The 24,617-nt window shown below is 72.9% G+C and carries 15 protein-coding genes; 5 read left to right on the top strand and 10 right to left on the bottom strand.

From position 1 onward, the window contains the following. Window positions 1-31: 31 nt before the first annotated feature. The 4 genes from ACZ4A5_RS15055 to ACZ4A5_RS15040 form a co-directional block, all read right to left on the bottom strand. Window positions 32-712 (bottom strand): NUDIX hydrolase, encoded by a 681-nt coding sequence (locus ACZ4A5_RS15055; protein WP_467582782.1) that lies wholly within the window; start codon window positions 710-712, stop codon window positions 32-34. 5 nt (window positions 713-717) lie between these two features. Continuing rightward, window positions 718-2,232 carry a hypothetical protein gene (locus ACZ4A5_RS15050; protein ID WP_467582779.1) on the bottom strand — a complete coding sequence of 505 codons (1,515 nt, stop codon included), beginning with the start codon at window positions 2,230-2,232 and terminating at the stop codon, window positions 718-720. A 220-nt stretch (window positions 2,233-2,452) separates the two neighbouring features. Further along, on the bottom strand, window positions 2,453-3,370 hold the full coding sequence (gene mmuM, locus ACZ4A5_RS15045; protein WP_467582776.1) for a homocysteine S-methyltransferase: 918 nt from the start codon (window positions 3,368-3,370) through the stop codon (window positions 2,453-2,455). A gap of 37 nt (window positions 3,371-3,407) precedes the next feature. Further along, on the bottom strand, window positions 3,408-4,331 hold the full coding sequence (locus ACZ4A5_RS15040) for an LLM class F420-dependent oxidoreductase (protein WP_467582773.1): 924 nt from the start codon (window positions 4,329-4,331) through the stop codon (window positions 3,408-3,410). Between the two features lie 236 nt (window positions 4,332-4,567). Here ACZ4A5_RS15040 and ACZ4A5_RS15035 point away from each other — a divergent pair, with 236 nt between their 5' ends. Beyond that, window positions 4,568-4,771 (top strand): hypothetical protein, encoded by a 204-nt coding sequence (locus ACZ4A5_RS15035; RefSeq protein ID WP_467582771.1) that lies wholly within the window; start codon window positions 4,568-4,570, stop codon window positions 4,769-4,771. Between the two features lie 11 nt (window positions 4,772-4,782). On the opposite strand, the gene ACZ4A5_RS15030 is transcribed toward ACZ4A5_RS15035, so the two are convergent. The 6 genes from ACZ4A5_RS15030 to ACZ4A5_RS15005 form a co-directional block, all read right to left on the bottom strand. After that, window positions 4,783-5,241 (bottom strand): DUF6099 family protein, encoded by a 459-nt coding sequence (locus ACZ4A5_RS15030; RefSeq protein WP_467582768.1) that lies wholly within the window; start codon window positions 5,239-5,241, stop codon window positions 4,783-4,785. 141 nt (window positions 5,242-5,382) lie between these two features. Beyond that, window positions 5,383-5,829: a nucleotide pyrophosphohydrolase gene (locus tag ACZ4A5_RS15025; protein WP_467582766.1), complete on the bottom strand. Its 447-nt coding sequence runs from the start codon at window positions 5,827-5,829 to the stop codon at window positions 5,383-5,385. Beyond that, window positions 5,826-6,995 carry an AAA family ATPase gene (locus tag ACZ4A5_RS15020; RefSeq protein WP_467582763.1) on the bottom strand — a complete coding sequence of 390 codons (1,170 nt, stop codon included), beginning with the start codon at window positions 6,993-6,995 and terminating at the stop codon, window positions 5,826-5,828. The genes ACZ4A5_RS15025 and ACZ4A5_RS15020 overlap by 4 nt, the downstream gene beginning before the upstream one ends. A gap of 37 nt (window positions 6,996-7,032) precedes the next feature. Continuing rightward, window positions 7,033-7,440 carry a cell division protein SepF gene (locus ACZ4A5_RS15015; protein ID WP_116214386.1) on the bottom strand — a complete coding sequence of 136 codons (408 nt, stop codon included), beginning with the start codon at window positions 7,438-7,440 and terminating at the stop codon, window positions 7,033-7,035. A gap of 272 nt (window positions 7,441-7,712) precedes the next feature. Then, window positions 7,713-8,240, bottom strand: a complete 528-nt coding sequence (locus ACZ4A5_RS15010) for an RNA polymerase sigma factor (RefSeq protein WP_467582759.1) — start codon at window positions 8,238-8,240, stop codon at window positions 7,713-7,715. Between the two features lie 61 nt (window positions 8,241-8,301). Next, window positions 8,302-9,582 (bottom strand): phthiocerol/phthiodiolone dimycocerosyl transferase family protein, encoded by a 1,281-nt coding sequence (locus ACZ4A5_RS15005; RefSeq protein ID WP_467582756.1) that lies wholly within the window; start codon window positions 9,580-9,582, stop codon window positions 8,302-8,304. A 795-nt stretch (window positions 9,583-10,377) separates the two neighbouring features. Between ACZ4A5_RS15005 and ACZ4A5_RS15000 the strand changes: the two genes are divergently transcribed. The 4 genes from ACZ4A5_RS15000 to ccrA are packed head-to-tail and all read left to right on the top strand — an operon-like array spanning window position 10,378 to window position 24,440. After that, window positions 10,378-19,134 carry an amino acid adenylation domain-containing protein gene (locus tag ACZ4A5_RS15000; protein ID WP_467582753.1) on the top strand — a complete coding sequence of 2,919 codons (8,757 nt, stop codon included), beginning with the start codon at window positions 10,378-10,380 and terminating at the stop codon, window positions 19,132-19,134. Then, window positions 19,127-22,915 (top strand): type I polyketide synthase, encoded by a 3,789-nt coding sequence (locus ACZ4A5_RS14995; protein ID WP_467582750.1) that lies wholly within the window; start codon window positions 19,127-19,129, stop codon window positions 22,913-22,915. Before ACZ4A5_RS15000 ends, ACZ4A5_RS14995 begins: the two co-directional genes overlap by 8 nt. Window positions 22,916-22,971: 56 nt before the next feature. Further along, a complete protein-coding gene (locus tag ACZ4A5_RS14990; RefSeq protein ID WP_467582747.1) occupies window positions 22,972-23,220 on the top strand; it encodes an MbtH family protein in 249 nt (82 codons plus the stop codon). A 56-nt stretch (window positions 23,221-23,276) separates the two neighbouring features. After that, window positions 23,277-24,440, top strand: coding sequence for a crotonyl-CoA carboxylase/reductase (gene ccrA / locus ACZ4A5_RS14985; RefSeq protein WP_467582953.1), 1,164 nt, complete (start codon window positions 23,277-23,279; stop codon window positions 24,438-24,440). Window positions 24,441-24,617 lie beyond the last annotated feature (177 nt).

The following is a 24,617-nucleotide window of genomic DNA, read 5'->3' as shown; positions in this document are numbered from 1 at the left end:
TCATCCTTTTCCGCTCAGCGAACCCGCCGCCTCACGGCAAGCCGCCGCCCAGCAGCCCCCGCAGCCGTGCGCGGGTCAGTGTCGCGATCGTGAAGGCGCAGGTGATGGTCCCGTCCGCGATCATCGTGGCCACCTCCGGCCATGGCAGGGTGACCGTCCGCCGGATGCCCTCGGCGGCGTCGAGGGCGCCGATGCGCTCGACGCGGGCCGCGTACAACTCGACGTGGTCGCCGAGCAGTCCGCTGTCCGGATGGACCCGGCCCAGCGGGATCAGCTCCGTGGGCGAGGTGCCCAGCTCCTCGGCGAGCTCGCGCGCGGCGGTCTCGGCGCCCGGGGCGCCGGGCAGGCCCATGCCGCGCGGCAGCTCCCAGTGCCAGGCGCGGGTGGCGTGCCGGTAGTGCTCCACGAGAACGATGCCGTCGGCGCCCACGAGGGGAAGGATCACGGCCCCGGGGCCGGTGGCGGTGGACAGCATCCGTACGTACAGCCCCAGCGCGCCGCCGGGGAAGCGGACCGCGTCGCGTACGAGCGTGACGAACCGGTCGGCGTACACCACGCCGACCCGCTCGTCCTCACCGCAGCCGGCGCTCCGCCGCGCCTCCTCGACGGCGTCCGGGTCGAGGAGGATGTCGATGCCGTCCGGGTCGTTGCCGAACAGCTCGGGGCGGGCGGCACGCAGACGGTCGTACGCGGACGCGGCTTCTTCTCGCACGGGTGTCAGTACTCCGGGATGTCGTCCTGGACGGTGGCGGAGCTGGTGGCCATCCTGGAACCGCGCTCCTCCCGGTATCCCGGCAACTGGCGCACCATGCCGTGGAACTGTTCCCACTCACGCGCGCTGTCGAACCGGACGGACGCTATCTCCCGGGCGAACTTCTGCTCGCGGCGCCCCTCCCGCCTGTTGCGCAGGACCAGTTGGACGGAGCCGCCGGCCTTGGCGGACACCGCTCCGACATCCCCCACGACACCCCAGGTGCCGTCCCCGGTGATCGCGCTGAACACGGCGCCGCCCACGACGACGACCACTTCGATGACGGGCGCCCACTTGCGGGCCATCGCGCGGCCGGCGCGGCGGCCGGCGGCGATGCGGACGATCTCGGAGTTGAGCTTGACGTAGCGGTCGAAGACGCGGCCCACCCGGTCGTGGAAGGCGGCCGGGTCGGCGGTCAGCGCGTCGAAGGCGCCGATGTACTCGTGCCAGGCGTCGCTCTGCCGCAGGCTCCAGATGTCCTCCAGGGTCAGGGTGTCGACGGCCGCCGGCGTCAGCCGGTCCTGGACGGTGGAGAACGCCTGCCGCCGCAGGAACAGCAACAGTTGTTCGGGGTCGGTGACCACCCCGCTGGGGGCCGTCCGCACGTCCCGCCACTCCTGGAGGGCGATGCGCCGGAGGCTGCCGGACGGAGTGAGCGGGTACATGCCCAGCGCATCGGCGAGGTTGACGTTGTAGATGAGGTCCAGGAGCTGCTTGATCTCCCCGGCGAACGGTTTGCTCCGGTCGTAACGGACGTCCGACACCGGCAGGCCGGGCACGGACACGAACTCGTCGTAGAGCACCCTGCGGGAGACGAGCTGGTCACGCGTGCGCCGGTCGCTGCTGAAGCCGACCAGCCGGTGGAGCCGCGCACCGAACTGCGGGGCCTGCTCCGGTGGGACGCCGACCTGGGCGGCGAGCAGCGGGATGTCCGTCGCGGTGAGCCGCTGCACCTGACCGGCGAAGGGGTTGAAGAGGCCGTTCCTGGTGGCGGCCCGGTTCTCCTCGTCCTCCCAGGACAGCCGTACGCAGGTGATGCGCGAGCTCGCGGGCATACCGTCGACGGTCTCCTGCCAGGCGGTGAACGCCTCCTCGTCGATGCTCACGTTCGGCGGGCGGGCGGCCGGTTCGCGCTCGTTGACGAGGTAGGGCACCAGCGAGCCGTCGCCCAGCAGCTTCTGATGGGCGCGCCGGGCGGCGCCGCCCTCCACGAGGTCGCAGCTCACGGCCCGGTTGTTGTAGAAGAACACCCGGTTGACCACCACCTGCCGGGTGTTGATGAGGCTGCGGAAATACTCGGCGCGTGCCTCCTTGCTCCGGATGTCCTCGACGTCCCGGAGCGACTTCCCTTTCTCGATCATGTCCTTGGTCAATCGCGCGCTGACCCACTCGTTGTCCAGCGACTGCGCGATCACCGCCCCCGGCGCCAGCTCCGCCGGCCGTTTCCTGGATATGGCGCCATCGGTGCCCTGAGTAGTCATGCCCACCACCCGATCGTCCGGACTCCTGGGCCGAAGAGGCCCCAGGCTCCCCGTTCCGCACTCTGCTTCCGGCACCTCCCACGCTATCGGTGAACCCGTGGCCCGGGGCGCGCGTCGGCGTAAGTGGGGTGCGAGTGACGGGAGTTGACCGTTCCACGGCGAGCGGGCCGGCCGGAGGCGAACGCGCCGACTCGTGGAGCCCTTGCCCAGGGCCGCGCGGCTACGGCTCCAGGACGCGGGCCAGCCTCGCGATGTCCTCGGGGCCGACGCGGCAGCAGCCGCCGATGAGACGGGCCCCCGCCTCCCGCCACGCCACCACCGCGTCCGGACCGAAGGTGGGACTGCCCCGCCAGGCCCGCTCGCGCGCGTCCCACCGCTCACCGCTGTTGGGGTAGACCACGACAGGCTTGCCGGTGACCTCCGCCGCCAACCGCACCGCCCGGTGGGCGTCACCGGGATCACAGCAGTTGACGCCGACCGCGATGACCTGGTCATTACCGGCCGCCAGCGCGAACGCCTCACGCAGGGGCTGCCCCGCACGGGTGCGCTCACCGGCCACGCTGTACGACAGCCACACCGGCACCCCGCACCCCTCGACAGCCCGCAACAGCGCCTCGGCCTCGTCCACATCCGGCACCGTCTCCAGAGCGAGGGCATCGGGGGCGGCCTCCGCGAGTGCCTCGATCCGCGGCCGGTGGAAACGCTCCAACTCAGCGACGCTGACGCCGTACCGGCCGCGGTACTCACTGCCGTCGGCGAGCATGGCGCCGTAGGGGCCGACGGAGGCGGCGACCCAGGGGGGTGGGGGCCCTCCCCCCTCCCCTCCCTCCCCCGCCCCTCTCGCCAGCCCCACACTGCCGCGCAGCAGCTCCGCCGCCTTCGCCCGGCCGATGCCCCGGGCGGCGAAGCCCTCGAACGTGGCCTGGTAGCTCGCAGTGATGAGCACCCTTGCGCCTGCCCGCACATAGGCCGCGTGCGCCCGCTCGATCTGTTCCGGCCCGTCGGCGAGCAGCCGGGCCGACCACAGGGCGTCGGACAGGTCACAGCCCTGCGCCGCCAGTTGGTTGGACAGACCGCCGTCGAGGACGAGCGGGCCGCTCGCGAGCGCGTCGGCAAGGGGGACAGTGGGGGCAGGCATCACGGGTGCTCCTCGGACCACGGCGGCTGTCGGTGCGTCAGGCCAGCTGGGACTGGACCTTCGAGGAGATCAGTTCCAGGTGGTCGAGGTCGTCGAGGTCCAGGATCTGGAAGTAGATCCGGGACGAGCCGATCTCCGCATACCGCCCGATCTTGTCGACGACCTCGTCCGGCGAACCCGCCAGACCATTGGCCTTCAGCTCGGCCACATCACGGCCGATGACCGCCGCCCTCCGCGCCACCTCGGCGTCGTCCTTGCCCACGCAGGCGACCAGGGCGTTGGAGTACACCAGGTCGCCGCCCTTGCGGCCGATCTCCTCGGCGGCCGCGCGGACCCGGCCGAACTGCCGCTCGCTGTCCTCGATGGAGGCGAAGGGGATGTTGAACTCGTCCGCGAACTTCGCGGCGAGCCTCGGGGTCCGCTTGGCGCCGTGCCCGCCGATGAGCACCGGCAGCTTGTCCTGCGCGGGCTTGGGCAGTGCCGGGGAGTCGATGAGCTGATAGTGCGTGCCGTGGAAGGTGAACGTCTTGCCGGCCTCCGTCTCCCACAGTCCCGTGACGATCTCCAGCTGCTCCTCCAGGCGCCCGAACTTCTCCTTGGGGAAGGGGATGCCGTAGGCCCGGTGCTCCTCCTCGAACCAGCCCGCTCCCAGCCCCAGCTCGATCCGTCCGCCCGACATCTGGTCGACCTGCGCCACCTGGATGGCGAGGACGCCGGGCAGCCGGAACGTGCCGGCGGTCATCAGGGTGCCGAGGCGGATGCGGCGGGTCTCCCGGGCGAGCCCGGCCAGCGTGATCCAGGCGTCGGTGGGGCCCGGCAGCCCGTCGGCGGAGCCCATGGCGAGATAGTGGTCGGACCGGAAGAAGGCGTCAAAGCCCAGTGCCTCGGTGGCCTTGGCGACGGTGAGCAAGGTGTCATAGCTAGCCCCTTGCTGGGGCTCGGTGAAGATACGCAGATCCATGCCTCCATCCTGCACTGCCGCACGTGCGTCAACCGTCCGTACCCTCCTTCGCCCCACCCACCCCGGTCGGGTGAAATTCGGTCGTCGGCGCCGGGTGGGAAGTGTCCGCCGGGCCCGGTGATCGTTGGCTCGGGCGGAGCCGGACCGCCCGGCCCGCGCACCGGTGTCCGCTGCCGGAGGCGATGACCGCGACGCCGCCCGCCCGCACCGGGAGGGCCAGGGCCGAGGAGGCCGCGATGACCCAGGAAGCCGTGCCCGACGGATCGGTGCCCGCACAGTCCGCTCCCCCGCAGCAGGGCGCGCCCAAGGGACTGCTTCAGCAGATGGAGGAGCTGATGGCCGCGCTGAACGCCGACCTGTCGCAGCTCGACGCCGATCTGCAGACGCCCGCGCAGTCGCCCGGCGAGGGGTCCTCGTCCGGCGGAGGCGGTGCGGGCTGATCGTCGGCGCTTCACGCGGCGCCTCCTTCGCGCTCGCGGAGTGCGAGCCGTCTCTGTAACCAGCGCACGCGGTCGCTCGTCTCGTCCGCGGCGTCGATGGCCTCGATGCACTGCCAGTAGAGAGCGTCCTCGTCGGAGGAGCAGGCGACACCGACCAGGGCTATGCCGACCTCGCCGAGAAGGGCGCAAAGCCCGGTCAACACCCCCCAGTGATCCCGCACTTCGGTGAGCTGGGCGGCCCTTATCGGGCCGGTGCGCACGGCCTGACACAGCGCGCCGGAGGCGCGGGTGCCCGCTTCGCTGAGGCCGCCCGCGGCGGCCCGGGCCTCGAAGGGTCCGTGGACGGCGAGGTGACTGCCGATCGCTCCGGCCAGGGCCTGTGTCTGCCATGCCTCGATGACGATGTCCTGGACGGCCCTGGCCTGCGCCAGGGCCGCTCGTGTGGCCCCGATGAGCCGCATTGCCTCCATGTCTGGTCCCCCACATTCCGACTGCCGGCTTCCGGGCTGCGCGCCCGTCACTTAGTCACTACCCAGAGTGATGAGTAACCGTCGGAAAAGCCAGGGGAATTCAGAAATCTGTGGATACCAGATGCGGTGTGGATAACTCAATCACTCCGGAGAGTGACGATCGGGCAAATCCGGAGTGGACTCTTCCGGTACGGGGAAGCGGTGCTCGTTGCGCTCGATCTTCGCGGCGAGCGCCGCGGCGGGATCGATCCCCAGGACCTGGCAGAACTGGAGCAGATAGGCCAGGACGTCCGCGACCTCGTCCTCCACCCGCCCCGCCGTGCCGGGGCTGTCCATCACCCGCGCCGATTCCTCCGGCGTCAGCCACTGGAAGATCTCGACCAGTTCGGACGCCTCGACGCTCAGGGCCGCGGCCAGGTTCTTGGGTGTGTGGAAGGGCTGCCAGCGGCGGGCCGCCGCGAAGTCCGCGAGCCGGCGCTGGAGCGCGCCGAGCTCGCTGTCCGGCCGCGCCGCCCGCGAAGACCTGTCGTCCTGCCCTCGCGACGACTCGTCGGTCGGCCCTGATTCCTGATGATGTTCTCCGGTCACACGCCCAGGTCTACCATCGACGCCACCACGGTCTCCTCCCCCGCCCCCTGGGACTCCTGGGCCACATCTCCCCTGACGGTTCCCACCAGGCGCACATGTCCCCGCTCGCACATCCGCGCCGCGAGGGCCAGCAGGGAGCGGGCCTGCCGGGGGTCCAGGCAGCGGTCGAAGCCGTCGGCGAGCACGGTCAGGGCCTGTCGGGCGGGCAGCACCTCGGCGACCGGGTCCATGTCCAGCACGCCGGGGCCGGTCATCAGCACCAGGCTCAGGGCGAGATAGCGCAGTTCGCCGTCGCCCAGCCGTTCCAGCGGGGTGTCCGGGCCGGCGTCCCGGGCCAGCACGCCCCGTACGAATCCGCCGTCCAGGCCCTGCACGGACAGGCCCTCCACCGGGCCCCGGCAGCCCGCGCCGACCGCGGTGACCAGGGCCGCGTGGCGGGTGGCGCATTCGTGGCGGGTGCGGCCCAGCACCGCGGCCAGGTTGTCGCAGGCGCTCCGCAGCAGGCCGTCGCGCGCGGCGACCGGGGTGCGCATCAACTCGGGCCGGGGGTCGCAGGCGAAGACCGAGCGCAGGGCCACCACGACCTGCTCGGCCGCGTCGAGGACCAGGCGCTGGCCCGCGGTCTTGCCCGCGACGCGGAGCGGCAGCAGGGAGGTGCCCAGCCGGTCGTCGGGCAGGGGCGCCCGGGTGACGGGCACGCTGCCCGCGGTGTGCCAGGCGGCCTCGACCGTACGCAGCCCGGGGTCGCGCAGGGCGGTGGACAGGAGGGTGCGGCCGGAGCCGGTCAGACGTTCGCCGACAACGCGGAGTTCGGGTTCCGCCTGCACGGCGACGTCGAGCAGGACCGTGCCCGCGGGGCCGTCGACGGTGCAGCCGATGCGGAAGCCGCGGCGCCCTTGGGCGTCGGGTCTCGCCTGGTGGGGAACGCAGGCGGGGGCGCCGCCCGCGACGGGGGCGAGGGCCTCGTCGAGGCTGTCGCCACCGGCGAGGCGGGCTAACGCCTCGTATGCCTGCAGGGCGCTGGACTTGCCGCTGCCGCTCGCGCCCCGGAAGAGGGTCAGCGGCCCGAGGGGGAAGACGGCGTTGCGGTGTGACTTGAAGGCGGAGAGCCGGAGTTCGGTCACCGCGGGGCGCTGGGGAGTGGGGGGCGGCGGCCGGTCGGGCACGGTGAGTGTCCATGCCCGGACCGTATGGGGCGGCCGCTCAGCCAAACCGTTTCAGCTGATCACTCTTCCTACGATCGGGGTACCCGGAGGCCACCTCGGTGCCCTCGGGTGCGAGGAGGAAGACATTGGTGTCGACCCGGTGCATGCCGCTGCCCAAGCCGAAGACGACGCCGCTGGAGAAGTCGAGGATCCGCTTCGCGACGTCGGTGTCGGCGCTGGTGAGGTCCAGCAGCACCGGGATGCGGGCCATCAGGTGCTCGGCGACCTCGCGGGCGTCGGCGAAGATCTGGACGCGCAGGACGACGAGCTGACGGCGGTTCGGCTCCGGCTCCTCCTCGGGCAGCGCCCGGTGGTTGGGCCAGGACGGCCATGAATGGTGTCCGCGCAAGGGGACGACCTCCGCAAGGCCCTCCCATTGCTCATCGGTGGCCTCGGACCTGTTCACCGGATCACCCCTCCGGGGAACGTGCTGGCTATGTACATCCCGCAATCCTAGGGACTGGGAGGCGGCGTTACTCCGAATGACACGCGTGGGGGCCTCGGTCATGCCGGCACGGGCCCGTGGGTCGCCGCGCGTGCGCGCGGTGCGTGGCCGAGCGGGCCGCGAAGGGGTCGGATGTACATCCCTTCAGAATACCAGCAGGTCAGATACGGTGACGGTGGATCGGGAACAACCGGCACAGCGGCCGCCAGGCCCGAAAGGTCCCCGGCGGACCGTCAGGCGGCGCGCTGGTGCCAGGCGTCCTGGAAGTTCCGGCGGGCGCGGTGCAGCCGTGAGCGCACGGTGCCGACCGGCAGGGAGAGGGTCGCCGCCATCTCCTGTTCGTTCATGCCGTAGACGGCGCGGAGCGTGAGGATCTGGCGGTGCTGATCGGGCAGCCGGTCCATGACGTCGGAGATGTGGACGGTGTCCAGCGGGTTCGCGTCCTGGGCGAGGTCGGGCAGGCCGTCGGCCGAGCCCTGGCTGAGCCGCTTGGAGGTGCGGATCGCCTCCCGGACCGTCACGGCCCGGACCCAGCCGTAGAAGGCCGCCGGCTCGCGCAGGCCGTGGATGCCGCGGTAGATCGCGAGCATCGCCTCCTGCGCGGCGTCGGAGCTGTGCCCGTGGGCGATCGGCAGGCAGAGCCGTCCCACATAGGGGGCTATGTGCAGGAGGAGGTCGTTCATGGCCTGCCGGTCGCCGGCCTGAGCGCGGCGCAGCAGGGGCGTGACGGTAAAGGCACACGGGTCGTTCAGTGTTCTCACTTCAGGCGCGCTCCTGACTCAGCCTGATGACGGGGATGCTGTGCGTGCGGCCGGTGGGCCGTCAGCTGGCGACGGCGCTTTCGCCGTGTGCGGCGAATTCGAGCAGGGCCGTGTGCACGCTGTCGCGGATCCCGCGGATCTGCTCGTGGGCGAAGCATTCGGTGCTGTAGGGCAGTTCGATGGCGAGGCGGCCGTCGAAGGAGACGACGCAGCCCATGACGGGGCCCCGGCCGGCCTGGGGGTAGTAGTTGTCGCGGACGGGGATGAGGCGTACGTCGGTGAGCTCCAGGCCGCGGGGTGCGGGCGGGGCGGGGACGCGGCCCATGTTGGTGACGATGACGCTGGTGGCCAGCAGGGCGGGGTTGCGGACGACCTGCGCGAGGATGCGGGTCTCGTGGATGAACTCGCGGCGTTCGATGGCCCCGTGCAGGTTGTCGGTGATCCGGCGGCCGAGCTCCAGGGGGTCGGTGCCGGGGGCGACGTCCACGACGTCCAGGCAGGAGGTGACGGCGGGCACCATGATCTCGCGGTGCAGGGGCGGGGTGACGCGGGAGCGGAGGTCGACGGGTGACATGCAGCCCAGTGCCATGGCGCCGTCGCCGTCGAGCCGTGCGCGGACGGCCTTGAGCAGGGCGGCGCTGACCAGTCCGTGGACGGAGACGCCGGTGGCCTTCGAGTGGCGCAGGAGCGCGGTGGTCTCCTCGGGCCGGAGGAGCACGCGCTGGACGGCGACCTTGTGCTCCTCCGCGGGGTGTTGGGTGCCTGCGGCCTCGTAGGGCAGGGCGGTGATGGGGAAGCGCTGGGTGCGCTCGACGCGGCGGGCGAGGTACCGGTCGGTCTCCTCGGGTGCGCTGGGGGGCAGCAGGTCGGTCGCGGGCGCGGGCCAGTCGTAGGCCGTGGCCTGTGGGGCGGTGGTGGCGCCGTCGGCCAGCGCCGCGTAGGTGCGCCACATCGCGTCGTAGAGGGCTATGGCGCTGTGGCCGTCGGTGATGGTGTGGTCGACGCTCAGCACGACGGTGTGCTCGTCCTCGCCGCGGAGCAGGACGGCCCGGACGAGGGGACCGCCGTCCGGCAGCGGGGTGTTGTGCTCGTCCATGAGGGCGGTCGGGCCGCCGGGGCGGACGATGAGGCGGGGCAGGTCGGCGTCGTCCAGTGGCCGCAGGGCGTAGGTGTCGCCTTCCTGGCCGACGCGGGAGCGCAGGGAGGGGTGTTCGGCGACCTTGGCGTCGAAGGCGGCGGCGAGGAGTTTCTCGTCGAGGTCGCCGTGGACGGTGCAGGAGAGCACTGCACGGCTCCGCTGGGCGACGTAGAGCGTCTCCGCCGGGCACAACTTGCGGTGCATACCACTTGCCTTTCATGTTTCAGACTTCAGCGGGGCGGAAATCGCCGGTCCGGCGAGGGGGGTTCGGCCAGTCGCTGGCCGAAAATCGATGGTGTGCGGTAGGGCTTGCCCTCGGGTCGCCTCGCCCGCCGAAGCGGAATCGCGGTTTCAGTGAAGCGGGATTTCCGCCGTCTTTCAAGAGGCGTCGTGCGGGACCCGAGCGTGGCTTACCTCTCACAGCGACCCGGCAGGGTCTCGCTATTCTTTTCCTTACGGAAGCGCTAGGTTGAGACGCCGGTCTGACGTGAAGTCAGGCCCGTCCGCCGTTTGCGCGCGGGCGCGGTACTAGGGGTTGCCTCGGGCATCTTTCCGATGGTCCGGACCACTCGCGGAAGCGGAACGGACATCGCCCCGAAACAGTTCCCTGACGCCTTCCGTACGCGTTCCGAACACCCGAAGTTCGCTCTTTATGCAAGCATGGACAGCAGACCGGAACCGCTGGTTCAAGATGAAATCAAAGCGAGTTGACTCCTCGCCGGAAAGTCAAACGGAACTTGGAACGATCTTCCCTTGACTGCCCGAGTTCCCCTCGTGCAGGGTTAATGCCGGTGGAAGGGCCGCCTCGCCGTGGCGCTCTCAAGGCCGACCCAATGCGCCGCATCCTGCCGTGTTTTGCGATCCCTTGAGCGTCCTCGCACATACCGTTTCCCGGTCGTGGAGCCGATCGCAAGCGCCCGCCCAACGTCGCCCTGCGCGGTAGTCCCGCAGGGCTTTTCTCCGGCAGAAAATTCCATACACCTACTGAGGGTTGGTGCCATGTCTGTTCACGAGGACGCCGGTCGCCCGCTGTCGGGCGCCCAAGAGGGCATCTGGTTCGCCCAGCGACTCGACCCCGCGAACGCGGCCTACAACACCGGTGAGTACGTGGAGATCCACGGCCCGGTCGACACGAAGCTGTTCGAGGCCGCGCTGCGCCGCACGGTCGCCGAGGCGGACGTCTTCGGGCTGCGGATCTCCGAGTCCGCCGACGGTCCCCGTGGCACCCTGGCACCCACCACCGACTGGCCCCTGCGCCTGCTGGACGTCAGCACCGAGCCCGACCCGCGCGCCGCGGCCGAGGCGTGGATAGCCGCCGACCTCGCGACGGCCGTCGAGCTCACCGAGGGGCCGCTGTTCACCCAGGCCCTCGTCAAGGCGGCACCCGACCGCTGGTTCTGGTATCTGCGGGCGCACCACGTCCTTCTGGACGGCTACGGCTTCAAGCTCGTCGCCCGCCGGCTGGCCGAGACGTACACCGCGCTGGCGGCCGGTGACGAGCCCTCCGGCACCCCCTTCGCCTCCGCCGAGGCGCTCCTGGACGACGACGTCGCCTACCGCGCCTCGGAGCGCTTCGCGCGCGACCGCGCCCACTGGACCGGGCGCTTCGCCGACTCCCCCGTGGCCGTCGGCCTCACCGAGGGCAGCGCGGCGCCGTCCGCGCCCTTCCTGCGGCGCACCACGCTCCTGTCCGCCGCCGAGGCCGACCGGCTCTCCCGGGCCGCGGCGCGGCTCGGCGGCGCGCGCGGTGACCTGCTCCTCGCGGCCACCGCGGCCTACCTCCACCGGGTCACCGGCAGCCGCGACGTGATCCTCGGGCTCACCACCTGGAGCCGGCTCGGCTCCACCGCCATGCGGGTGCCCGGCACGGTCTCCAACATCCTGCCGCTGCGGCTGGACGTCCGGCCCACCACCACCGTCTCCGAGCTCGTCCGCGCGGTGGCCGAGGAGCAGCGCGCCGTCCGCAGGCACCAGCAGTACCGCGGCGAGGACCTGCGCCGCGACCTGAAGCTGCTGGGCGGCGGGCGGCGGCTGTACGGGCCGGTCGTCAACCTCATCCCGTTCACCAACGAGCTGACGTTCGCCGGTCACCCGACGACCTCGCACCACCTGACGGGCGGTCCCGTCGAGGACCTCCAGATCAATGTGCGGCCGGGTGCCGACGACACCGGTCTGTGGCTCTCCTTCGACGCCAACCCGGCGCTCTACACCGAGGCCGAACTGGCCGGCCATCAGGAGCGGTTCCTGCTGCTGCTGGACCGGCTCGCCGACGCGGACGCCGATCTGCCGCTCGCGCGCACGACACTGCTGCGCGACGGCGAGCACCCGGCGTACGTCTCGGCCGGTGACACGCAAGCCCCCGCCGACGCGACCCTCCCGGCGCGCTTCGAGGCCCAGGCGGCCCGTACGCCCGACGCGACGGCCGTCACGTACGAGGGCACCGCGCTGAGCTACGCGGAGCTGAACGCGCGAGCCAACCGGCTGGCCCGCTTCCTCGTCGGGCGGGGTGCCGGTCCGGGCCGGATCGTGGCCCTGGCGCTGCCCCGTTCCCTGGAGCTGACGGTCGGTCTGCTCGCCGTGCTGAAGTCCGGTGCCGCCTATCTGCCGCTGGACCCCGGCTATCCCGCCGAGCGCATCCGTTCCGTGGCCGAGGACGCCTCCCCCGCGCTGCTGGTGACGGATGCTCAGGTGGCGGCCGGGCTGCCGGAGACCGGTGCCACCACCGTGGTCCTCGGTGACGAGGCCACCGACCGTGAGCTGGCCGCGCTCGCGTCCGCGGACCTCACGGACGCCGACCGGTCCGCTCCGCTCACCCCGTCCGACACCGCGTACATCATCCACACCTCCGGTTCCACCGGCCGCCCCAAGGGTGTGGTGATCCCGCACTCCAACGTCATCCGGCTGTTCGAGACGTCCGCCGCGCACTTCACCTTCGGCCCGGACGACGTGTGGACGCTGTTCCACTCCTACGCCTTCGACTTCTCCGTCTGGGAGATCTGGGGTCCGCTGCTGCACGGCGGCCGGCTCGTCGTCGTGCCGCACACGACGACCCGCGCGCCCGGGGAGTTCCTCGAACTGCTGCGCCGCGAGGGCGTCACCGTCCTCAACCAGACGCCGTCCGCGTTCCAGCAGCTGATCCAGGCGGACCGGGCGGCCGGTGCCGACAGCGGACCGCTCGCGCTGCGCTACGTGGTCTTCGGCGGCGAGGCCCTGGAGCCCGCGCACCTGCGCCCGTGGCTGGAGCGGCACGGCGACGAGGCGCCCGAGCTGATCAACATGTACGGCATCACCGAGACGACCGTGCATGTGACGTACCAGCGGATCACGCGCGGGATCATCGAGGACGGCCGGGCGCGGAGCGTCATCGGCACCGCGCTGCCGGACCTGCGGGTGTACGTCCTGGACCACTGCCTGCAGCCGGTGCCGCCGGGCTGGGTGGGCGAGATGTACGTCGCCGGCCCCGGTCTGGCGCACGGGTATCTCGGTCGTCCGGCGCTGACCGCGGAGCGGTTCGTCGCCGATCCCTTCGGGCGGTCGGGCGAGCGGATGTACCGCACCGGTGACCTGGCCCGCCGGTCGGCGGACGGCACCCTGGAGTACGCCGGGCGCTCCGACCAGCAGGTGAAGATCCGCGGCTTCCGCATCGAGCCCGGCGAGATCGAGGCAGCGCTCGCGGCGCACCCCTCGGTCGCGCTGGCCGCGGTCGTCGCCCGGCAGACGGACGGGGCCGCCGACCGGATGCTCGTCGGCTACGCCGTTCCCGCGCCCGGACACACCCCTGACCCGGCGCGGCTGCGCGCCCACCTGGCGGAGCTGCTGCCCGAGCACATGGTGCCCAGCGCGTGCGTCGTCCTGGCCGAGCTGCCGCTGACCGCCAACGGCAAGCTGGACGCCAAGGCGCTGCCCGCGCCGGACTTCGCGGCGGCGGCCGGCGGCCGCGCCCCGGCGAGCGCGGCGCAGGCACTGGTGTGCCGGCTGTACGAGGAGCTGCTGCGCCTGCCGGAGGGCACCGTCGGCGCGGACGACAACTTCTTCGACCTGGGCGGCCAGTCGCTGCTGGCGACCCGGCTGCTGACGCGGCTGCGCGCCGCGACGGGTGCCGAGGTGCCGATGGCCGCGGTGTTCACCACGCCCACCCCGGCGGGCATCGCCGCGCACCTTCCCGAGGGCGCGGCGGTGGCACCGGCCCGGCCGGGTCTGGTGCCCGCCGAGCGGCCCGCGGTGATCCCGCTGTCCTCGGCGCAGCAGAGCATGTGGTTCCTCAACCAGCTGGACACGTCCGCGGCGACGTACAACATCCCGCTGGTCGTACGGCTGGAGGAGGAGGTCGACCCGGAGGCGCTGCGGGCGGCCCTGGCGGACGTCACCGACCGGCACGAGAGCCTGCGCACGCTGCTGCCGCAGACCGACGGCGCGCCGCGGCAGGAGGTGTGCCCGCCCGGCAGTGTGCGTCCGGTGCTCCAGGTCGTCGACTGCCCCGCCGAGGAGGTCGAGGCCCATGTGGCGGGTGCGCTGCGGCATGCGTTCGACCTGACGACGGACACGCCGCTGTGGGCGGGCCTGTACGGCACGGGTGCGTCCCGGACGCTGGTGCTCGTGCTGCATCACAGCGCGGCGGACGGCTGGTCGCTGCGGCCGCTGGCGGAGGATCTGTCGGCCGCGTACGCGGCCCGTGCCCAGGGCGCGGCCCCGCGGTGGGAGGCGTTGCCGGTCCAGTACGTGGACTACGCGCTGTGGCAGCGGGATCTGCTCGCGGCGGCGACGGACCCGGCGAGTGTGCTGGGGCGCCAGGCGGCGTTCTGGAAGGAGGCCCTCGCGGGGCTGCCGGAGGAGCTGGCGCTGCCGGCCGACCGGAAGCGGCCGCAGGTGCCCAGCCGGCGTGGTGGCGGTCTGGCCGTCGAGGTGGACGCCGGTGTGCACCGGGATCTGCTGCGGCTCGCCGACGAGAGCGGCGCGAGCCTGTTCATGGTGCTCCAGAGCGCCCTGGCGGCGCTTCTGACGGGCTGCGGCGCCGGTACGGACATTCCCGTCGGCACGCCGGTGGCCGGGCGCGTGGACGAAGCTCTCAACGACGTGGTGGGGCTGCTCGCCAACACGCTGGTGCTGCGCGCGGACACCTCCGGTGACCCGGAGTTCCGTGAGCTGCTCGCCCGGGTGCGGGAGTTCGACCTGGCCGCGTACGACCATCAGGACCTGCCGTTCGACCGGCTGGTCGACGAGCTGAACCCGGCCCGTACGCCGGCCCGGCACCCGCTGTTCCAGGTGATGCTGGCGCTGCAGAACAACACCGAGGCCGTGCTGACGCTGGGTGGCAACCGGGCGCCGCTGGAGCCGCGTTCGACGGGGACGGCCAAGTTCGACCTGTTCGTCGACGTGCTGGAGCGGCGTGGGGCCGACGGCGCGCCGGAGGGTCTGGCGTGCCATGTCGAGTACAGCGAGGACCTGTTCGACCGGGAGACGGCGGAGCGGCTGGGCGGTGCGCTGCGCGCGCTGCTGGCGGCCGTGGCCGAGGACCCGGGGCTGCGGATCGGCGCGCTGCCGTCCGTCGAGGCGCGGGGCGCGCTCGGCACGGTGGTGGTGGAGGAGCCGTTCGACGCGGCGTCGCTGCTGACGGGCGGCGGGATCCGGGACGCGGTGACGCTGCCGTCGGAGGGCGGCCGTCCGGTGGTCCTGGCCGTGCCGTCCCGGGCCGGAGCGGTCGAGCAGGCGGCGAAGGAACTGCTGCGTACGGCCGGTGACCCGGCGCGGGCTCCGCGGGTGGCCGCCGTGTCGGATCTGCCGAGGAACGCGGACGGCACACTGGACGCCGCCGCTCTGGGCGGGCTGCCGGTGATCGACGCGGAGGCGGCCGGTGCCTGGGAGAGCGCTCTGGCCGCGCTGCCCGGTGTCCGTTCGGCGTCGGCCGGGCTGGAGGACGTGCCGGAGGAGACCGGCCGGCTGTACGTCGGTACGGGTTCCGCGCGGCAGGCCGCCGCGTCGGGCTCCCCGGCTACGGGCGCGGCCGTGGGTGCCGTGCCCGCGCTCAGCGAGGGTCCGCCGCTGCCGGAGCTGACCGCGCACACCTGGGCGGAGGCGCTGCGGCGGGCCGCCGGGGGCGGGGAGCACGCGGAGGTCGTCCATGTGCGCGCCGACGGCAGTGAGACGCGGCGCAGTTACGCCTCTCTGATCGAGGAGGCGTCCCGGGTGCTCGGTGGCCTGCGTGCGCTGGGGCTGCGCCCGGGCGACCAGGTGATCCTCCAGTGCGAGGACACCGAGGACTTCCTGGCCGCCCTGTGGGGCTGCATCCTCGGCGGTTTCGTGACGGTCCCGCTGACCGTGCCGTCGTCGTACGCGGCGGAGTCCGCGCCGCTGGCGAAGCTGGAGGGTGTGTGGCAGATGCTGCACCGCCCGTGGATCGTCACGACCTCCTCCGGTGAGGTGGGGCTGCGCGATCTGGCGGAGCGGCGGGACTGGCCGGGGCTGCGGCTGACGACGGTGGACGCGCTGCGCGAGGGCCCCTCGGACGCCGACTGGCATCCGGCCCGCCCGGAGGACGTGATCCTCATGCTGCTGACGTCCGGCAGCACGGGTCTGCCGAAGGCGGTGCGGCTCACGCACCGCAACGTGCTGACGCGGGCGGCGGCCACGGCCGCGATGAACTCGCTGTCGGAGCACGACGTCTCCTTCAACTGGATCCCGCTGGACCACGTCACCGGTGTGGTGATGTTCCACCTGCGGGACGTCTATCTCGGGTGCCGTCAGGTCCACGCGCTCACCTCCTGGATCCTGGAGGACCCGCTGCGCTGGATGGACGTCGCCGACCGGCACCGTGCCAGCATCATCTGGGCGCCCAACTTCGCGTTCGGCCTCGTGACGGAGCAGGCGCACCGGATGGGCGACCGCCGGTGGGACCTGTCCCCGGTGCGGCTGGTGATGAACGCGGGCGAGGTGGTCGTCGCGGCCACGGCGCGGGGTTTCCTGAAGACCCTCGAGCCGTTCGGGATGCCGCAGGACGTGATGCACCCCTGCTGGGGCATGTCGGAGACCTCGTCGGTGGTGACGGACACCGTGCTGCCCGCCGAGGCGCCGGACGGGGAGGAGCTGTTCGTCAGCTGCGGCCTGCCCTACCCGGGCTTCGCGATGCGGATCGTCGACGACCAGGACCAGGTCGTGGCGGAGGGCACCGTGGGCCGGCTCCAGGTGCGCGGCACGACGGTGACCGGCGGCTACCACGACAACGACAAGGCGAACGCGGAGTCCTTCACACCGGAGGGCTGGTTCGAGACCGGGGACCTGGCGTTCCTGCGCGCCGGGGAGATGTACATCACCGGCCGCGCCAAGGACGTCATCATCGTCAACGGCGTCAACCACTACAGCCACGAGATAGAGACCTGCGTCGAGGAACTGCCCTTCGTCGTGCGGAGCTTCACCGCCGCCGTGGCGGTGCGCGGTGACGCGTCGGCGAGCACGGACGAGCTCGCGCTGTTCTTCCACCTGGAGCCGGGGCAGGACGTGGCGCGGGCGCTGCGGGCGATCCGCGGCAAGGTGACCCGCGAGATCGGGGTCAGCCCGGCCTATCTGGTGCCGGTGGAGGCCGCGACGATCCCCAAGACGGAGATCGGCAAGATCCAGCGGACGCAGCTGCGGAAGCGTTTCGAGGCGGGCGAGTTCGACGAGCCGGTGCAGGCGTCGGAGATCCTGCTGGCCACCTCCGCGACCGTGCCGGACTGGTTCCTGCGCCCGGTGTGGCAGCGGGCCGCGCGTCAGCACCGGCCGTCCGGTGCGCCGGGGCACGCGCTGGTGCTCGCCGGGCGGCACTCCGCGGCCGCGGAGGTCGCGGAGGCGGTGGCCGTGCGGCTGCGCGCGGCGGGCTCCCTGTGCACGGTCGTCACGGCGGGCGAGGAGTTCGCCCGGGTGGACGCCGCGCGGTACCGGATCCGGATCGACGCCGTCGAGGACCACGGGCTGCTGCTCGACGCCCTGGCGGCCGACGGGCGGCCGGTGGACACGGTCGTGCACCTGGGTGCCTTCGCCGCCTTCGAAGGCGAGCCCGGCAGCGTCGAAGAGCTCCTGGACGCGCAGCGGGACAGCGCCGACAGCCTGCTGTGCCTGGCGCAGGCGCTGACGGCCCGGCACGCCGCCGACCGGCAGGTCGCGCTGTACCTCGTCGGTACGGGCGGCCAGGCGGTCGTGGAGGGCGAGCGTGCCTCGTACGCGCACGCCGCGGCCGGTGGTCTGCTCAAGAGCCTGCGGGAGGAGCTGCCCTGGCTGCGGACGGCCCACCTGGACCTGCCCGCCGGTGACGCGCGGGAGACGGCCGGGCTGCTGCTCGACGAGATCGCGGTGCCGTCGGCCGACGCCGAGGTGGCCTACCGCGACGGCGGCCGCTGGGTGCGCCGCCTGGCTCCCCTGCCCACTCCGCTGCCGCGCGCCACGCCGGCCGCAGCCGAGGGCTTCCAGCTGATCAGCGGTGGCCTCGGCGGAGTGGCGGTGCGCCTCGCGGAGCACCTGCTGCGGACGCCGGGCACACGGCTGCTGCTCGTCGGGCGCACGGCGCTGCCCGACGAGCACACCTGGGACGCGCACGTCGCCGAGGGCGGCGCGCTCGGCCGCCGTATCGCGGCGTTCCGGAGCCTGCGGGAGCTGGGTGCCGTGCGGTACGAGGCGGCCGACATCACCGATCCGGGCCAGGTCCGCGCTGCGGTCGACAAGGCGGCCGGTGAGTGGTCGGCGCCGCTGGCCGGGGTGCTGCACCTCGCGGGCGACTTCGACCAGCGGGCCGTGACCGACTACGGCACCGGACAGTGGCGTGCCGCGCTGGCCGCGAAGGTCACCGGCGGCTGGGTCCTGCACCGGCTCGCGCTGGAGCTGGGGGCGGCGGCGTTCACGTCGTTCTCCTCGGTCAACGGGTTCTTCGGCGGGTCGATGAGCGGTGCCTACTCCGCGGCGAACGCCTTCCTGGACGCCCTGGCCGTCCACCAGCGGGGCGCCGGGCTGGACGCGCACAGCCTGGCCTGGAGCATGTGGGACGAGCTCGGCATGAGCGAGGGCTACGGCCTCAAGGCCCTGACGGAGGCGCGTGGTTACCGCGTGCTGGAACCGGCCGCGGGGCTGCGCTCCTTCGACCTGGCGCGCAGGCTGGACGAGCCGCACGTGCTGATCGGCGCCGACCGGAGCGCGCCGTGGGTGCGTTCCCATGTGCGGGCCACGGCGCGGCCGGTGCACCGGCTGGCGGGCCGGGTGGCGCTGGAGGACGGTGCCGATCTCGGTGCCCTGTACGAGGCGGCCGGGGCCGCCGCCCGCGCCTGCGGTGCGGACGGCGCCTGGGTGCTGCGGGCGGCCGGCGCTTCGGCGGACTCCGCCGGGGGGCCGGCGGACGGCGGCCCGGACGCGGCGCGCCGCTTGGAGGAGTCGCTGACGGCGATCTGGTGCCGGGTCCTGGGCCGCGACCACGTGGGGGTGGAGGAGAACTTCTTCGACCTCGGCGGCCATTCGCTGCTGCTGGTGCGCGCCCAGACGACGGTCAACCAGGAACTGGGCTGTGACCTGACGGTCGTGGACCTCTTCAGCCACCCCACCGTCAGGGCGCTGGCCAAGCACCTCGCCCGGACGGGCGTCGGCGCCGCGGCCGCACCCGCCGCCGCTCCGGCTCCGGCCGGTGCCGCGCCCGCGTCCGGTCTGGACCGGGCCCGGCAGCAGGCGGAGCGCCAGCGAGCCGCGCGGGCCCGCCGTACCACCAAGAACACCAAGAACAAGGGGCCCCGCAACGATGGATGAGACAGCAGAGACCGGGTACGAGGCCGATCCGGCCATCGCGGTCATCGGCATGGCGGGGCGCTTCCCCGGCGCCGACACCGTCGAGGAGTTCTGGGAGAACCTGGCCGCCGGGCGGGAGTCGATCCGGCCCGTCAGCGACGAGGAGTTCCTGGCGGCGGGCGGCGACCCGGCGCACCTGGACGACCCGGACCTGGTGCGGATGGCGTCCGTCATCGAGGGCATCGACCGCTTCGACTCGGCGTTCTTCGGCTACAGCCCGGCCGAGGCCGAACTCGTCGACCCGCAGCAGCGGCTGCTGCTGGAGAGCGCCTACCACGCGATGGAGGACGCCGGTTACGCCAGTGGCCACGGCGAGCAGCAGGTCGGGGTGTACGCGGGCGCCGGGGACAGCCGGTACTACCCGGCGAACGTCCACCCGCGGTTCGCGGGGCAGAGCGCGTCGGTGGCCCTGGTGCACGCGGCGACGAGCAACTCGCTGGGCGCGCTCGCCACCCGGATCTCCTACGAGCTGGGGCTGACGGGACCGAGCCTGTCCCTGCAGACGGCCTGTTCCACGGCCCTGGTGGCCATCCACACGGCCTGCCAGGACCTCATCGACTACAAGTGCGATGTGGCGCTCGCGGGGGCCGTGTCGCTCAATCCGTCGGCGATGCTCGGCTACCGGCACGTGCCGGACGGGCCGTTCTCGCCGGACGGGCGCTGCCGGGCCTTCGCGGCGGACGCCGCAGGCACGTCGTCGGGTGACGGCGTGGGCGCGGTGGTGCTCAAGCGGCTGGAGGACGCGCTGGCCGACGGCGACCGGATCCGGGCCGTCATCAAGGGCTCGGCGATCAACAACGACGGCCGCCGCAAGGTGGGTTTCACCGCGCCGAGCCCGGAGGGGCAGGCCGAGGCGATCCTCGCCGCCCAGGCGGCCGCCGGGGTCGGTGCCGGCACGATCGGCTTCGTGGAGGCGCACGGCACGGCCACCAGGATCGGTGACCCGATCGAGGTGGCCGCCCTGACCCAGGCGTTCCGGGAGAGCACGGACGAGCGGCAGTTCTGCGCCCTGGGGTCGGTGAAGACGAACATCGGCCACCTCGGCGCGGCCGCCGGGATCGCCGGGTTCATCAAGTCCGTACTGGCCCTGGAACACCGGCAGATCCCGCCGAGCCTGCACTTCGACGCGCCGAACCCGCTGATCGACTTCGCGGCGGGCCCCTTCCGGGTGCCCACGGCCCTGGAGGAGTGGGAGGCGGGCGCCGAGCCGCGCCGGGCCGCCGTCAGCGCCTTCGGGGTGGGCGGCACCAACGCCCACGTCATCCTGGAGGAGGCCCCGCCGGCCGCCCAGGAGGCCCCCCGCGAGGAGACGGAACCGCGGTGGCGCGTGCTGCCGTTGTCGGCCCGTACGCCGGGCGCCCTGCGCGGTCAGGCCGACAGCCTCGGGCGGCACCTGGCGGACCGCCCGGACCTCGATCTCGCCGACGTCTCCCACTCGCTGGCCACGTTCCGGCCCGCCATGCCCCACCGGGCCGCGGTCGTCGCGCGAACCACCCAGGACGCGGTACGGGCCCTGGGCCACCCGCTGCCCGCGCATCCGGAGGTGCGGGACGGCAGCGCGCCGGCGGTCGCCTTCCTGCTGCCCGGCGGCGGCACGCAGTACGTCGGGATGGGCGCCGAGCTCTACCGCGACCACCCGGTCTACCGGGACACCGTAGACCGCTGCGCCGCGATCCTCCGGCCCGTCCTGGGCCGCGATCTGCGGACGGCCCTCTTCGAGCACGCCGACCCTGGCAGTGTGGACGCGTTCCTGGCGCTGGTCGTCACCGAATACGCCCTCGCCGTGACGCTCATGGAGCAGGGGGTGCGCCCGGACGCGCTGATCGGGCACTCGCTGGGCGAGTACACGGCGGCCGCTCTGGCCGGGGTGATGACCCTGGAGGAGATGCTGCCGCTGGTCGCCGAGCGGATCCGGCTGATCGCCTCCGCGGGCGGTGCCACCGTCGGGGTGGCGCTGGGCGAGGAGGAGCTGCGGCCCTATCTCACCGACGACCTGTCGCTGGCCGCCGTGAACGGCCCGGCGGCGTGCACGGTCGCCGGGCGGGAGGAGGCGGTGGACGCGCTCGAACGGCGGCTGCTGGCCGACGAGGTGACGTTCCGCCGGCTGCGGATGCCGGCCGCCGCGCACTCGCATGTGCTCGACCCCGTGCTGGGCGCGTTCGAGGACGCGCTGGGCACGGTCACGCTGCGGCCGCCGCGGATCCCGTTCGTCACCAATGTGACGGGCACGTGGATCACCGACGAGCAGGCGACCAGCCGCAAGCACTGGATCGACCACACCCGGCGGACCGTGCGGTTCGCCGACGGCATCGCCTCCGTCTGGGAGCGCGGCAACCCGCTGCTCGTGGAGATCGGTCCGGGCGATGTGCTGGCCAAGCTGGCGACGGCCCGGCTCGGTGACGAGCCGCTGGTGACCGTGGCGACGATGCGGCACGCCAAGGCGGAGCGCCCGGACGGCCAGGTGCTGGCCGAGGCGATCGGCCGGCTGTGGGCGGCCGGTGCGGAAGTCGGCCTGGGCGCGCCGGGCGACACGGCGGAGCCGCGGCGGGTGCCGCTGCCGGGCTATGCCTTCGACCGGCGGCGCCACTGGATCGACGCGCCCGCCGCCCGGCCCCGCACGGGCACGGACGACGACACGGCGGCGGCCCCGGAGCGGGTCTCCGGGCGCGCGCCGCGGCCGCCGCACCTGGCGACCGAGTACGTCGCGCCCCGCACCCCGGTGGAGCGGGTCGTGGCCGGGCACTGGGAAGAGGCGCTGGGCATCGAGGGCATCGGGGTCCACGACAACTTCTTCGATCTGGGCGGCGATTCCATGCGGGCCGTCATGCTGGCCGGCCGCATGCGCACCGCCTCGCGGCTCGACATCCCCGCCGCCGCCCTGCTGTCGTCCCCCACGATCGCCGGGGTCCTCGACGGGATGGGCCGCACAGGGGCCGGCAACGACGCCTTCGCTCCGGTGCTGCCGCTGCGGGCCGACGGCGACCAGCGCCCGCTGTTCTGCGTGCACCCCGGCGGCGGGATCGGCTGGCGCTACTCGGGCCTGCTGACCCACCTCGGCGGACGGCAGCCGGTGTACGGCATCCAGGCGCACGGCCTGGACGGCGTCAGCGCCCCCGCGGCCGACGCGAAGGAGATGGTCGAGTCCTATCTGGGGCATCTGCGCGAGGTGCAGCCCGAGGGTCCGTACCGGCTGCTGGGCTGGTCCTACGGCGGCACCGTGGCGCATGTGATGGCCACCGCGCTGCAGCGCGCGGGCGAACAGGTCGAACTGCTGGCCATGATGGACGCCCCGCTGACCCACGGCCGGCCGCTCACCGAGGAGGAGACGGAGCTCCAGGTGGCGTCCCTGCTGCTCCGGGTCGCCGGTCTGGAGCTGCCGGAGGACGGGGCCCTGGACGTCTCCCGGGCGCTCGCACTGCTCGGTGACGCCGGGACGGCCGCCGTCTCGCTGGAGGAGGCGACGGCGCTCGCCCGGGTCATGCGGAACAACCTGCGCATCGCGCCCGGCTTCGAGCCGGAGGTGTTCACCGGCGACGTGCTGTTCTTCAGCGCCGCGGGCGACCCGGCGGCCGCGGCCGGGTCGTCGGACGCCATGGCCAAGGTCGAGGAGTGGCGGGCGTACGTCGACGGCACCGTCGAGGACCACCCCGTGCCGTGCGGCCACTACGAGATGACCGAGCCGGAGCCGCTCGCCAGGATCGGCGCGGTCCTCGCGGAGGCACTCCGGCCGGCCGCGGACTGACCCCCCGCACGCACCAACGCACCACAGCACCAACGCACAGCAAGGAAGGTAGAACCGTGCGCAGTCCGTTCGAGGACCCCGGCCAGGGTGAAAAGTCGCACCTGGTGCTCACGAACGCGGCCGGGGAGCACTCCCTGTGGCCCGCTTTCGCCGACGTACCGGAAGGCTGGACGGTCACCTTGCCGGCGACCGGTCACCGTGCCTGTCTCGACCACCTGGAGCGGGCCGCCGCCCGCTCCGCTTCCACCAGCACGACCGAGCACACCGCCGGTCTCCGTCCCGAACCGTCAGGAGCCACCCAGTGACCCAGGACCTCTACGAGCTCGGCGACGCGCCCCCGTTGGGGCAGGCGCCCAAGCGCATGTACGCCTCGCTCATCCGGCCCGAGCGCTACGGCATGCCCATCGACGCCTTCCGCACGGAGGTCGTGGACGTGCCGGAGGTCGGGCGCGGCCAGGTGCTCATCAAGGTGATGGCCGCCGGTGTGAACTACAACAACGTCTGGGCCGCGCTCGGTGACCCGGTCGACGTCGTCGCCACCCGGCAGCGGCGCGGCGCGACGGAGGACTTCCACATCGGCGGCTCGGACGCGTCGGGCGTCGTGTGGGCCGTCGGCGAGGACGTGCGCCACGTCGCCCTCGGCGACGAGGTCGTCATCCTGGCCAACCAGTGGGACGAGACCGCCGAGGACATCCGGCTGGGCGCCGACCCCTCCACCTCCTCCACGCAGAGCGTGTACGGCTACGAGGAGAACTTCGGTTCCTTCGCGCAGTTCACGGTCGTGGACGAGTACATGTGCCACCCGAAGCCGAAGCGGCTGTCCTGGGCGGAGGCCGCGTGCTACATGGCGACCGCCGCGACCGCGTACCGCCAGCTGTTCGGCTGGGAGCCGCACACCGTGCGGCCGGGCGACCCGGTGCTGATCTGGGGCGGTGCGGGCGGGCTGGGCTGCATGGCCATCCAGCTGGTGCGGCGGGCCGGCGGCATACCCATCGCGGTCGTCTCCAGCGACGAGCGCGGCGAGTACTGCGTCGAGCTGGGCGCCAAGGGCTACATCAACCGGCGCGACTTCGACCACTGGGGCCGGCTGCCGGACACGTCCGACGAGGACGCCATGGCGGAATGGCTCAAGGGGGCGCGCGCGTTCGGCCGCCGCTTCTGGGAGGTGCTCGGCGAGCGGCGCGCGCCGCGGATCGTCCTGGAGCACTCCGGCGCGGACACCATCCCCACGTCCATGTACCTGTGCGACAACGCGGGCATGGTCGTCATCTGCGGCGGCACGACGGGCTACAACGGCGATGTGGACCTGCGGTTCCTGTGGATGCGGCAGAAGCGGCTGCAGGGGTCGCACGTCTCGAACGCGCGGGAGGCGCGGGAGGTCACCGAGCTGATCGGGCAGGGGCTGGTCGATCCTTGCCTGTCGCTGACGCTCGGGTTCGACGAGATCGGCAAGGCGCATCAGCTGATCCACGACAATGAGCATCCTGCGGGCAATATGGCGGTCTTGGTGAACGCGACGGCCTGATCCGTCCGGGGGGAAAGGCCCGTCGCGCCTGCGGCGGGCCTTTCCCCTGCCCGCCCCTTCCCGAAACTGGGGGCGATCCCCCAGACCCCCCGCAACACGGCTTCGCCGCGTTGTCCTCAATCGCCGGACGGGCTGATTTGGCGGAGCTCAGCCAAATCAGCCCGTCCGGCGATTGAG

This window comes from Streptomyces sp. NPDC025618 (assembly GCF_055558795.1).
Note: the sequence above shows the minus strand (reverse complement) of the source record. Positions and strands in the feature narration are given on the sequence as shown.

Excerpts from the sequence above, each read along its gene's own strand:
- mmuM (WP_467582776.1), bottom strand. The coding sequence starts at position 3,370 with ATGCCTGCCCCCACTGTCCCCCTTGCCGACGCGCTCGCGAGCGGCCCG.
- ACZ4A5_RS14995 (WP_467582750.1), top strand. The coding sequence starts at position 19,127 with ATGGATGAGACAGCAGAGACCGGGTACGAGGCCGATCCGGCCATCGCG.
- ACZ4A5_RS15040 (WP_467582773.1), bottom strand. The coding sequence starts at position 4,331 with ATGGATCTGCGTATCTTCACCGAGCCCCAGCAAGGGGCTAGCTATGAC.
- ACZ4A5_RS15050 (WP_467582779.1), bottom strand. The coding sequence starts at position 2,232 with ATGACTACTCAGGGCACCGATGGCGCCATATCCAGGAAACGGCCGGCG.
- ACZ4A5_RS15005 (WP_467582756.1), bottom strand. The coding sequence starts at position 9,582 with ATGCACCGCAAGTTGTGCCCGGCGGAGACGCTCTACGTCGCCCAGCGG.
- ACZ4A5_RS15030 (WP_467582768.1), bottom strand. The coding sequence starts at position 5,241 with ATGGAGGCAATGCGGCTCATCGGGGCCACACGAGCGGCCCTGGCGCAG.
- ACZ4A5_RS15000 (WP_467582753.1), top strand. The coding sequence starts at position 10,378 with ATGTCTGTTCACGAGGACGCCGGTCGCCCGCTGTCGGGCGCCCAAGAG.
- ccrA (WP_467582953.1), top strand. The coding sequence starts at position 23,277 with ATGTACGCCTCGCTCATCCGGCCCGAGCGCTACGGCATGCCCATCGAC.
- ACZ4A5_RS15035 (WP_467582771.1), top strand. The coding sequence starts at position 4,568 with ATGACCCAGGAAGCCGTGCCCGACGGATCGGTGCCCGCACAGTCCGCT.